The sequence below is a fragment of the Streptomyces sp. URMC 129 genome, from assembly GCF_051386415.1.
Classification (GTDB): Bacteria; Actinomycetota; Actinomycetes; order Streptomycetales; family Streptomycetaceae; genus Streptomyces.
Map to the genome: position 1 here is coordinate 1 of NZ_JBPQTQ010000063.1, position 12324 is coordinate 12324.

A 12324-nucleotide genomic window follows, 5' to 3' on the forward strand; every position below is an offset into this window, starting at 1 on the left:
GCGGTCGGTGCCGGTGCCGGGGAGGCGTGGCGGGCGCGTGGCACGGTTCTGGTGACGGGCGGGACGGGGTTCATCGGTGGGGGGGTCGCGCGCTGGCTGGCGGCGAACGGCGCGGAGCATGTGGTGGTGACGAGCCGTCAGGGTCCGGGCGCGCCGGGCGCGGAACACCTCCGTGCCGAGTTGGAGGAGTGCGGCGCGCGGGTGACGATCGCGGCCTGCGACGTGAGCGACCGCGACGCGGTGGCCGCGCTGCTGGCCGCCCATCCGCCCACCGCCGTCTTCCACACCGCCGGCATCGACGCCCCCGCGCTGCTCACCGCGACCGAACCTGCCGACCTCGCCCGGGTGCTGGCCGCCAAGGCCACGGGCGCCGCGCACCTGCACGAACTCCTCGGCGACCGGCCGCTCGACGCGTTCGTGCTGTTCTCCTCCATCGCCGGGATCTGGGGCGCCGGCGGCCAGGCCGCCTACGCCGCCGCCAACGCCTGCCTCGACGCCCTGGCCGAACACCGCCGCGGCCGTGGCCTGGCCGCCACCGCCGTCGCCTGGGGCCCCTGGGCCGACGGCGGCATGGCCGGCGCCGCCCCCGTCGCGGACCAGCTCCGGCGGCGCGGCCTGCGCACCCTGCCGCCCGGCGCCGCGCTGACCGCCCTCGCCACCGCCCTCACCCGCGACGACACCGCCGTCACCGTGGCCGACATGGACTGGTCGCGTTTCGCGCCCCCCTTCACCGCCGCCCGGGTCAGCCCCCTCCTGGCGAACCTGCCCGACGTCCGCGCCGCCCTCCACCCCGACGACGACGGCGCCGCCAACGACGGGGCCGCCGGGAGCGGTTCGGGAGCCGCCGCCCTGCGCGCCGCGCTCGCCGCCGAGGACCCGGCCGACCGCGACCGCACCCTCACCGCCCTGGTCCGCGAACACGCCGCCGCCGTCCTCGGCCACGCCACCCCCGACCAGGTCGAACCCGCCCGCCCCTTCCGGGAACTCGGCTTCGACTCCCTCACCGCCGTCGAACTCCGCGACCGGATCGCCCACTCCACCGGCGTGCGGCTCCCCGCCACCCTGGTCTTCGACCACCCCACCGTCACCGCCCTGGCCCGCCACCTCCGCGCTGAACTCCTCGGCGCCGAGCCGGAGAACACCGCGCCGCCCGGCCCCCGCCCGGCCGCCGCCGACGAACCCGTCGCCATCGTCGCGATGAGCTGCCGCTACCCCGGCGGCGCCGACAGCCCCGAGGCGCTGTGGCGGCTCGTGGCCAACGGCACCGACGCCATGGACGCGTTCCCCGCCGACCGGGGCTGGGACGTGGAGACGCTGTACCACCCCGACCCCGACCACCCCGGCACCACCTACGCGCGCGCCGGCGGCTTCCTGTACGAAGTGGCCGATTTCGACGCCGCGTTCTTCGGCATCTCGCCCCGTGAGGCCCTGGCCATGGACCCGCAGCAGCGGCTGCTCCTCGAAACGGCCTGGGAGGCGTTCGAACGCGCGGGCATCCCCCCGGCCGCCGCACACGGCAGCCAGACCGGTGTGTTCATCGGCTCCGGCTACCAGGACTACCTCAGGCGCCACCTCGACATCCCCGACGACACCCAGGGCTACCTGAGCACCGGCAACGCCGCCAGCGTCGTATCCGGCCGCATCGCCTACCAGTTGGGGCTGGAAGGCCCGGCCGTCACGGTCGACACCGCCTGCTCGTCCTCCCTCGTGGCCCTCCACATGGCCACCCAGGCACTGCGGCAGGGCGAGTGCGCGATGGCGCTGGCCGGTGGCGTGACGGTGATGTCCAGCCCGGGCCCGTTCGTGGAGTTCAGCCGCCAGCGCGCCCTGTCGGCCGACGGCCGCTGCCGCGCGTTCTCCGCCGACGCCGACGGCACCGGCTGGGGCGAGGGCGTCGGCATGCTGCTGCTGGAGCGGCTCTCCGACGCGCGGCGCAACGGGCACCCGGTGCTCGCCGTGGTGCGGGGCTCCGCGATCAACCAGGACGGCGCGTCCAACGGCCTCACCGCGCCGAGCGGTTCGGCCCAGCGCCGGGTGATCCGGGCCGCCCTCGCCAACGCCGGTCTCACCGGGGCCGACATCGACGCCGTCGAGGGCCACGGCACCGGCACCGTGCTGGGGGACCCGATCGAGGCCCAGGCGCTGCTGGCCACCTACGGCGAGCACCGCCCCGCCGAACGTCCGCTGTGGCTGGGGTCGTTGAAGTCCAACATCGGGCACACCCAGGCGGCGGCGGGGGCCGGTGGCGTCATCAAGATGGTGATGGCCCTGCGCAACGAGACGCTGCCGCGCACCCTGCACGCCGACGAGCCCACCCCGCACGCCGACTGGTCCGCCGGTGCCGTCCGGCTGCTGACCGAGCCCGTGCCGTGGCCGGATGACAAGGAGCACGGGCAGCCGCGCCGCGCCGCCGTCTCCTCGTTCGGCATGAGCGGCACCAACGCCCACGTCATCATCGAACAGGCCCCCGAACCGGACGCCGAGGACGCCCCCGACGCCGCGCCCGGGGCGGCGGAAGCGCCGCGCCCGGTCCTCGACCCGGTGGCCGTGCCGCTCGTGCTGTCGGCCCGCTCGCCCGCCGCCCTCGCCGAACAGGCCCGGCGGCTGGCCGCGCTCGACGCCGGGGTCCGCCCGCGCGACACGGCCCACTCACTGGTCACGACGCGCGGGCTGTTCGAGCACCGCGCGGTCGTCGTCGGCACCGACCGGGCCCGCCTCGCCGCCGGACTCGGCGCCGTGGCGGCCGGGAAGGACGCGCCATGGGTGGCGCGCGGCGCCGTCCCCGCCGGGGCGGGGGAGCGGCGGCCGGTGTTCGTCTTCCCCGGCCAGGGCTCCCAGTGGGCCGGAATGGCCGTCGAACTCCTCGACTCCTCCCCGGTGTTCCGCGACCGGATGGCCGCCTGCGAACGCGCGCTCGCGCCGCACGTCGACTGGTCCCTCGACGCGGTGCTCCGGCAGGCGCCCGGCGCCCCCGAGCTGACCGGTGACGACGTCGTCCAGCCCGCGCTGTGGGCCGTGATGGTGTCGCTGGCCGAGCTGTGGACCGCCTGCGGCGTACGGCCCGCCGCCGTCGTCGGGCACTCACAGGGCGAGATCGCCGCCGCCTGCGTCGCCGGGGCGCTGTCCCTGGACGACGCCGCGCGTGTGGTGGCCGTGCGCAGCCGCCTGCTGGCCCGCCTCGCGGGCCGGGGCGGCATGGCCTCCGTCGCCGCCCCGCTCGCGGCGACCACCGAACGCCTCGCCCACCGGCCCGGCCTCGCCGTCGCCGCCGTCAACGGCCCGACATCGATCGTTGTTTCGGGCGACACCGACGCCCTGGACGAGTTCCTCGCGGCGTGCGCGGCCGACGGGGTGCGGACCAAACGCGTGCCCGTCGCCTACGCCTCGCACTGCGCGCACGTCGAGGGCATCCGCGAGGAACTGCTCGGCGCGCTGGCCGGGATCACGCCCGGCGAGCCCCGCGTGCCGTTCCGCTCGACCGTCGCCGGGGCGGCCGACGGCACACCGCTCGACGCCGCCCACTGGTACCGGAACCTGCGCGAGACGGTCCGCTTCGAGGACGCGGTCCGCGCCCTGCTGGACGCCGGGCACACCGCGTTCATCGAGATGAGCCCGCACCCGGTGCTCATCCCCGGTCTCCAGGAGACCGCCGAGGAGGACGCGGAGCGGCCCGCCGTCGTCATCGCCTCCCTGCGGCGCGGCGAGGGGGGCCCGGCCCGGTTCCTCACCTCGCTCGGGGAGGCGCACGTCGGCGGCGTCGCCGTCGACTGGCCCGCCGTTCTCACCGGTTGGGACGGCCGCGTGGTGGAGCTGCCCACCTATCCGTTCCAGCGCCGCCGTTACTGGCTGGATGCCGCCGCCCCCGCCCCGGAGACCGCCCAACCGGCCCGCGCCGCCGCGCCGGACGCCGCGTTCTGGTCGGTGGTCGAGCGGGGCGACCTCGGCGCCCTGGCCGGGGAACTGGGCCTCGACCCGGACGGGGACGTCTCGCTGCGCGCCGCGCTGCCCGCACTTGCCGACTGGCACCGGCGGCGCGACGCCGAGACCACCGTCGACGCCTGGCGCTACCGCGTCACCTGGCGCGCCCTGGCCGAGCCCGCCGCCCCGCCACGCCTCGACGGCACCTGGCTGGTCGCGGTCACCGTCGGCCAACGGCGGGACCCCGCCATCGACTCGGCCGTCGCGGCGCTCGCCGCCCACGGCGCCGACACCGGCATCGTGACCGTGGAACCGGGCGGCGACCCGGCGGCGCTCGCCGCCCGTCTCGGCGGCGAGACCGTCTCCGGCGTCCTCTCCCTCCTGGCGCTCGACCCGGACGGCCCGGCCCTGACCCTGGCCCTCGTACGGGCCCTGGCGGACAGCGGCCGGAGGACCGCGCGCCTGTGGTGCGCGACGCGGGGCGCGGTCGGCACCGGCCCCCTCGATCCGCCCAGCCACCCGGACCAGGCCGCGATCTGGGGCCTCGGCCGCGTCGCCGCCCTCGAACTGCCGGGCATCTGGGGTGGCTTGATCGACCTGCCGCCGTCCGCCGAGCCCTGGGACGCCCGGCTGGCGCGGCGGACGGCCGCGCTCCTGACCGGTGTCACCGGTGAGGATCAGGTCGCGCTCCGGTCCGGGGGTGTGCTGGCCCGGCGTCTGGTGCGGGCGGAGTCCGGCCCGGCGGTCGGTGCCGGTGCCGGGGAGGCGTGGCGGGCGCGTGGCACGGTTCTGGTGACGGGCGGGACGGGGTTCATCGGCGGGCGGGTCGCGCGCTGGCTGGCGGGAAACGGCGCGGAGCATGTGGTGGTGACGAGCCGTCAGGGTCCGGCCGCGCCCGGCGCGGAACACCTCCGTGCCGAGTTGGAGGAGTGCGGCGCGCGGGTGACGATCGCGGCCTGCGACGTGGCCGACCGCGACGCGCTGGCCGCGCTGCTGGCCGCCCATCCGCCCACCGCCGTCTTCCACACCGCCGGCATCGACACCCCCGCCGCCCTGACCGCGACCGAACCCGCCGACCTCGCCCGGGTGCTGGCCGCCAAGGCCACGGGCGCGGCACATCTGCACGAACTCCTCGGCGACCGGCCGCTCGACGCGTTCGTGCTGTTCTCCTCCGGCGCGGGCGTGTGGGGCAGCGGCGGGCAGGCCGCCTACGCCGCCGCCAACGCCTGCCTCGACGCCCTGGCCGAACACCGCCGCGGCCGTGGCCTGGCCGCCACCGCCGTCGCCTGGGGCCCCTGGGCCGACGGCGGCATGGTCGACGAGGCCGCCGCCGCCCGCATGACCGAACGCGGACTGTCCCTGATGCGCCCGGAGTTGGCCCTCCTCGCCCTGAGCCGCATCCTGGGGAGCGGCGAACCCACCGCCGTTGTCGCCCCCATCGACTGGGAACGGTTCGTGCCCGGCTTCACCATGGCCCGGCCCAGCCCCCTGCTGGCCGACCTGCCGGAGGCCGCCCAGGCCCTGGCCGCCGACCGCGCGGAGGGCGGGGACCGGCACCGGGAGCGGAACGGCGCACCGGACGGGGCGGAACCGCCGCTCGTCCGGCGCCTCGCCGGACTGCCGCCCGCCGAACGACGGGCCCTGCTCCTGGACGTCGTGCGCGCCGAGGCCGCCGCCGTCCTCGGCCACGAAACCCCCGACGCGGTCGGCCCGCACGACGTGTTCCTCGAACTCGGCTTCGACTCCCTGACCGCCGTGGGCCTGCGGAAACGCCTCGCCGCCGCCACCGGCCTGCGGCTGCCCGGCTCCCTCGCGTTCGACCACCCCACCCCGGCCCGGATCGCGGACCGGCTGGCGACCCTGCTCGCCGCAGAAGAACACCCCACGCCCGCCGCCGGCACGGCCACGGAGCCGGGCGGCGACGGCGCGACGACCGACACCCTCGCCGCGCTCTACCTCACCGCCAACGACACCGGCCAGTACGGCGCCGCCCTCGACCTGGTGCGCAGCGCGTCCCGCCTGCGCCGTACGTTCACCGCGCCCGCCGAGGTCGACGGCCTCCTCACCCCCGTCCGCCTGGCCCGCGGCGCGGACGACGGCCACCCGAGGACTTCGCTGGTGTGCCTCGCCGGATACATGGCACCCTCGGGAGCACACCACTACGCCCGGTTCGCCGCCGCGTTCGGCGGGACACGCGCCATCTCGGCCCTGCGGCTGCCCGGTTTCGCGCCCGGCGAGCCCCTCCCCGCCGACGTGGACGCCCTGACCGGCGCCCTGGCCGAGGCCATCGCCCGCCGCACCGACGCCGGTCGACCCGCCGTGCTCGCCGGGTACTCCGCCGGCGGCTGGGTGGCGCGCGCCACCGCCGAACGGCTCGCCGCCCTGGGCCGCCCGGCCGCCGGGGTCGTGATGATCGACTCCTTCAGCCGCGACGTGCCCATGGGGGAGCGGTACGCGTCGGCCGCCGTCCGGGGGCAGACCGACCGGTTCGACTTCGTCACCGGCCTGGGCACCCAGCTCACCGCCATGGGCGGATACCTGCGCGCCTTTGACGCGTTCACCCCCCGCCCGATCGACGCGCCCACGCTCGCGGTCCGGGCCGCCGACTGGATGCCCTCCGAGGAGGGCGGTGGTGACGACCGTCCGCCACCACCCGAATGCGCGGACATCGTTCAGGAAGTACCGGGGGATCACTACTCGTTGATGGAGGATCACGCACCGACGACCGCCGCCGCCGTCGAGACGTGGCTCGACCGGCTCGATGACCGCGCCACGCGCGACTGAAGAACAGCACGGACCGACAGGACCGACAGGACCAACAGGACCGACAGGAACGGGAAGACCACCATGACCGACGACACCGCCCAGTGGATCCGCCGGTACGACCCGCGCGACGCCGCCGCGCTGCGCCTGGTGTGCCTGCCGCACGCGGGCGGCTCCGCCAGCTACTTCCTCCCCGTCGCCCGCGGCATGCCCGCCGCCGTCGACGTGCTCGCCGTCCAGTACCCGGGCCGCCAGGACCGGTTGCGCGAACCGGCCGCGGGCACGATCCCGGAGCTTGCCGACGCCGTGTTCGGCGCGCTGCTGCCCTGGGCCGACCGGCCGCTGGCGTTCTTCGGGCACAGCATGGGCGCCGCCGTCGCGTTCGAGGTGGCCCGCCGGTTCGAGCGGGAGAAGGGTCTGGTGGCCGCCGCCCTGTTCGTCTCGGGGCGCCGCGCCCCTTCCACCCGCCGCGTCGAGGCCGTGCATCTGCGCGACGACGACGGGCTGTTGGCGGACGTGACAGCACTGAGCGGCACCGACGCCGCCGTCCTGGCCGACGAGGAGATCCTGCGCATGGTCCTGCCCGCCATCCGCGCGGACTACCGGGCCATCGAGACCTACGTGCCCGAGCCCGGCCCCCCACTGCGGTGCGCCGTGCACGCGCTCGTGGGCGACGCCGACCCCAAGGCGACCGTCGAGGAGGTCCGGGCCTGGCGCGAGGCGACCGAAGGGTCCTTCGCCCTGAAGGTCTACCCCGGCGGCCACTTCTACCTCACCGGCCACCAGGCCGACGTCCTGGGCGTGATAGCCGGTGCCCTGCTCGCCCAGCCGACGTGACGCCACCGCACCGCGAAAGGGCCCGACGTGGACGACGTGGAAAGCCGCACCGACGGCACCACCGACGACAACGGCGACAGCACCGCCCCCGCCACAGCGACCACGACCACGACCACGACCACGGAAACACCCCCCGAGGAGGAAGCGCCGGGCAGCGTCTCCGCATCCGAACGCCTGCTGTTCGGCGGCCCGTTGCTGTACGACGGCGGCGGGTACAGCTACGAGGGCTCCTACGCCTCCCTCAGCCTCTGGGCGATGGTCAAGACCCTGCCCGCCCTGGTCCTGACCACGGTCCGCCTCGCCGCCGAGGCGGACCGGACCGCGCTGCGTATCGTCGCCGCCGCCGAGATGGGGCGCGGCATCGCCCAGGCCGTCGGGCTCGTCGCCGTCAACACGGTGCTCGCCGCCGTGCTGGCGTCCGGCGATCCGGCCGACCGGCTCCACGACGCGCTGCCCGCCCTCACCGTGGTCGCCGCGACGGCGCTGCTCACCGCCCTGCTCACCGCCGCCTCCACCTACGGCTCGGGCCGGCTCGAACCCAAGGTCGAACGGGTCGCCACCGAGCGGTACTTGGCGCGTGCCGCCGCGGTGGAGCTGGCGGCCATCGAGGACGACCAGTTCCACCGGCTGCTGGACACCGCCCAGTACGGCGCCGTCTCGGCCCGCCACATGATCGACTACTGCGTCCAGGTCATCAACGCCCTGCTGTCGCTGATCGCCGCCGCGAGCGTGCTCACCGTCCTGCACCCGGTGCTGCTGCCGCTGCTCGCCCTGATGACCGTGCCCAGCATGTGGAGCACGCTCGTCACCACCCGCCGCCGGTACCGGTCGTTCCGCGTGTGGGTCCAGCACGTGCGGGCCAGCCGCCTGCTCAGCAGGGAGCTGACCGCGACCGAGACGGCCGCCGAGGTCCGCGTCCACCACGTGGGCCCGTTCCTGCTGAAGCACTTCCGCGCGATGTCCGCCAACTCCGAGGCCGAGCAGACCCGGCTCGCCCGGCTGGACGCCCGCACCGGCCTGTGGGCGTCCGCGTGGACCGGCCTGGCGGGCACGGCCACCTACGTCACCCTCGGCGCGCTGGCGTGGACCGGCGCCATGGCGATGTCGGTCGCCGGCACGGCCGTTCTGGCGATCCGCACCGGCTCCTCCAGCCTCAGCGGCATGGTCCACTCCATCAACAACCTCTACGACGAGAGCCTGTTCGTCGGGGACCTGGAACGGCTGTGCGCCCAGGCCACCGAGTGGGCCATCCCGACCGGCGGCCTGCCCGTTCCGCCCCAACCGCGCGACATAGCCTTCGAGAACGTCACGTTCCGCTATCCCGGCACGGACTCCGCGCCCGCCCTCGACGACGTGTCCCTCACCGTCCCCACCGGCCACATCACCGCCCTCGTCGGCGAGAACGGCTCCGGCAAGAGCACCCTCGTCAAGCTCCTGGCCGGGCTGTACCTCCCCGAAAGCGGGCGCGTCACCTGGGACGGGGTGAGCACCGCCGAGGCCGACCGGTACCAGCTCTTCGCGCGGATCGCCATGGTGGCCCAGGACTTCAACCGCTGGCGGTTCACCGCGCGGGTCAACGTCGCCATCGGCGCCCCCGGCGTGCCCTGCGACGACGACCGGCTGCTCGCCGCCGCCCGCCACGCGGGCGCCGACGCCGTCGTCAACAGCCTGCCGCGCGGCTGGGACACGCTGCTGGCGCGCGGCTACCAGGGCGGCCATCAGCTCAGCGGCGGCCAGTGGCAGCGCCTGGGCATCGCCCGCGCCCACTACCGCGACGCCCCCGTCCTCATCGTGGACGAGCCCACCGCGGCGCTCGACGCGAAGGAGGAGCAGCGGGTGTTCGACCAGATCCGCGAACTCGCCGCGCGCGGCCAGACGATCATCCTCATCACCCACCGCATGGCGTCCGTCCGGCACGCCGACCTGATCCACGTCCTGCACCAGGGACGCCTCGTCGAATCCGGCAGCCCCGCCGAGCTGCTGGCCCGGCCCGGCGGCCACTTCCGCGAGCTGTACGCCATCCAGGCCGCCCAGTTCGGCCAGGAGCCGCGGCCCGCCCCCGCGGAGGCCGAGCGGTGATCCCGCCTGCCGCGCGCGGCAGGCCGGGAGGACACAGGAGCTTCACGACAGGCCAGACGCTCTTCATCTGCCGATGCGACGATAAGCGGCGTGACCAGGGGGGAGACGCCCGCGCGGCGCGATGCCGCGCCCGACCCGCGCCCGAGCGCGGCGCCCGCCGGTGAGGGCCCCCGACCGAGCCGCCGCCCCCGCTCCCGGACCACCGTGCGGTCGCCGCGCGATCACCGTGCGCGCCCGGCCCACCCCTACCCCGTTGCCCGATTCCGACAGGAGTCCCTCTCCATGCTGAAGCTCACCCGGCGCCGGTCCGTCCTGCGCTCCTCCGCGCTGGCCTCGGCGGTGGCGCTGGCCGCGCTCGTCACCGCCGCCGCGCCGTCCGCCGCCACCGCCGACGACTCCGCGCGCCCCAGCCCGCGCGTGGACGTGGTGCTGGAGTGGTACGACGTCACCGCCGAGACGGTCGCCACCGCCGGAGCCCCCACGGGCATCACCAACAGCCGCACCTGGGCCATCAGTTGGGTCGCCGCCGCCCGCGTCCTGCAGGACGGGACACCCCGGGGCGCCGACCGCGCCGACTACCAGGACGCCGCCCTCGCCGGTGCCGTCCACCGGGCCCTGTCCACGCTGACCCCGGCCCGCGCCGACGCACTCGACGCGGCCCTCCGGCGCACCCTGGACCGCATCCCCGACGGACCCGCCGAGGACCAGGGGCTCGCCGCGGGCCGCGCCGAGGCCGACCGGGTCCTCGCCGACCGCCAGGGCGACGGGCTCGACCCGGCGTCGGTCGACGCGCCGTTCGCCACCCCCGACCCGGCCCCCGGCGTGTGGCAGCCGACGCCCCCCGCGTACGCCCCGGCCGCCCAGGCGGGCAACCGCTTCGCCCGCCCGTTCCTCCTCGACAGCCCCGACCAGTACCGGCTGCCCGCCCCGCCGCCGGTCGGCTCGGCCCGCTACGAGGCGGACCTGGCCGAGGTCCGCGACTACGGCGCCGCCGACAGCACGGTCCGCACCGCCGGGCAGACCGAGACGGCGGCGTTCTGGTACGGCTCCTCGCTGACCCTCTACACCGAGCCGCTGCGCGTCGCGCTCGCCCGCCACGACGCGCCCCTGCCCGAACGAGCCACGCTGGTCGCGCTGTTCCACACCGCGCTGGTGGACACGCAGATCGCCACGTCCGACAGCAAGTACGCGTACGTCACCTGGCGGCCCGTCACCGCGCTGCGGGCGGGCGGCGACCCGGACTGGACGCCGCTGCACGTCACGCCCTCCCACCCCGACTACCCGAGCGGCCACGCCACTTACGCGGGCGCGGCCGAGGGGATCCTGACCGCCCTCGTCGGGCCGCGCACCGCGCCGTTCGAGCTGACCAGCCCGACGGCGCCCGGCGTGACCCGCACCTACACGGCGTGGCACCAGCTCACCCAGGACAACGTCGACGCCCGCGTCTGGTCCGGCATCCACACCAGGACCGCCGACACGGCCGGCGTGCGGCTCGGCCTCCAGGTCGCCGCCCACACCCTGCGCCACGCGGACGAACTCCTGGGCTGACCGGCCCCGGCACGCCGAAGGCCCGGCGCCCCTGGGGGGCAGGACACGGGTCCCGCCACCGGCTCCGGCCGGGCCCCGGCCGCGGGGCCCCGGGATCGCACCGGATAGCCTGGCCACCGGCGACTCGCCGATCCGACCGACCGACCGGCCAACGGGTCGGCCGGCCGGCCAACCGGCCGGCTGACCCGCGACCGACCTGCCGAAAGGGGCAGCGGTGACCGAGCCCACCGAACGCGTCGACCCGCCGCTGATCGCCGGGGAACGCGAGATGCTGCGCGGCTTCCTCGACTTCCAGCGCGCCACGCTCGCCATGAAGTGCGACGGCCTCTCCGACGAGGAGCTGCGGCGGCAGTCGATGCCGCCCTCGACGCTCTCCCTCCTCGGCCTGGTCCGGCACATGGCCGAGGTGGAACGCGTCTGGTTCCGGCGGGTCATCAACGGCGAGGACCTCTCGCTGGTCTGGTCGGAGGACGGCGACTTCCAGACGGCGTACGACGCGAGCACGGCCACGCGCCCGGAGGCGTTCGACGCCTGGCGGGCGGAGGTCGAGCACGCGCGCCGCATCGAGGAGCGGGCCCCGTCCCTCGACGTCACCGGCTACTGGCCGCGCAAGAAGGCGGACGTCTCGCTCCGCATGGTGATGCTGCACATGATCCACGAGTACGCCCGCCACAACGGCCACGCCGACTTCCTGCGCGAGGGCATCGACGGCACGGTCGGCTACTGAGCCGGCCGGGCGACCCGGGCGACCGTGACCCGTCACCCCGGGCAGTCCCCCGGGGCCGCGGAGCGGGCCGGGTAGGGCAGGGCGCGGATCGTCTCGCCGGGATCGAGCTCCAGTCGTGCCCCGGTGTAGAACGGGTCCGCGAACAGGCACCACGTCAGACCCGACTCGTTCCGCGCGCTCAGGATCGGCGGGATGAGGAAGAACTCGGGGAAGAGCAGGACCCCCGGCAGGCCCGTGCCGTCCTGGCCCGACCACACACAGGCCGCGGGCGCGGCACAGGGCAGGGGATCGGCGGCGCGCGCCGGGGCGGCGGGCAGCGCGATCGCCGCCAGGGCGGCGACGGCGGACGCCGCCACCCGCTTCGGAACAGTGCGTTTCACGGTTCGGACACTCCCTCGCTGGGCCGACCAGGGCGACGCCCCGGGCCGGGGGGCCTCCGCCGGAGGAGAGCG

At 76.2% G+C, this 12324-nt stretch carries 6 protein-coding genes; 5 read left to right on the top strand and 1 reads right to left on the bottom strand.

The features are described from left to right. From ACSNOC_RS14910 to ACSNOC_RS14930, 5 genes are all read left to right on the top strand, one after another. The coding region (locus tag ACSNOC_RS14910) for a type I polyketide synthase (RefSeq protein ID WP_436747901.1) at window positions 1–6702 on the top strand (6702 nt) is incomplete at its 5' end. Window positions 6703–6765: 63 nt separating this feature from the next. Further along, window positions 6766–7518, top strand: coding sequence for a thioesterase II family protein (locus tag ACSNOC_RS14915; protein ID WP_436747902.1), 753 nt, complete (start codon window positions 6766–6768; stop codon window positions 7516–7518). Between the two features lie 192 nt (window positions 7519–7710). Next, a complete protein-coding gene (locus ACSNOC_RS14920; protein ID WP_436747927.1) occupies window positions 7711–9597 on the top strand; it encodes an ABC transporter ATP-binding protein in 1887 nt (628 codons plus the stop codon). 282 nt (window positions 9598–9879) lie between these two features. After that, complete coding sequence (locus tag ACSNOC_RS14925; RefSeq protein WP_436747903.1) at window positions 9880–11145, top strand: vanadium-dependent haloperoxidase; 1266 nt, start codon at window positions 9880–9882, stop codon at window positions 11143–11145. A 268-nt stretch (window positions 11146–11413) separates the two neighbouring features. Continuing rightward, window positions 11414–11872 carry a DinB family protein gene (locus tag ACSNOC_RS14930; RefSeq protein WP_436747928.1) on the top strand — a complete coding sequence of 153 codons (459 nt, stop codon included), beginning with the start codon at window positions 11414–11416 and terminating at the stop codon, window positions 11870–11872. A gap of 32 nt (window positions 11873–11904) precedes the next feature. Here the strand turns inward: ACSNOC_RS14930 and ACSNOC_RS14935 are convergent, their stop codons facing one another. Further along, entirely contained in the window at window positions 11905–12252 is a 348-nt protein-coding gene (locus ACSNOC_RS14935; RefSeq protein ID WP_436747904.1) for a hypothetical protein, read from the bottom strand. Between the last annotated feature and the right edge of the window lie 72 nt (window positions 12253–12324).

Bases quoted from the DNA above. Each gene is read 5' to 3' on its own strand.
- ACSNOC_RS14915 (WP_436747902.1), top strand. From the start codon at position 6,766: ATGACCGACGACACCGCCCAGTGGATCCGCCGGTACGACCCGCGCGAC.
- ACSNOC_RS14930 (WP_436747928.1), top strand. From the start codon at position 11,414: ATGCTGCGCGGCTTCCTCGACTTCCAGCGCGCCACGCTCGCCATGAAG.
- ACSNOC_RS14925 (WP_436747903.1), top strand. From the start codon at position 9,880: ATGCTGAAGCTCACCCGGCGCCGGTCCGTCCTGCGCTCCTCCGCGCTG.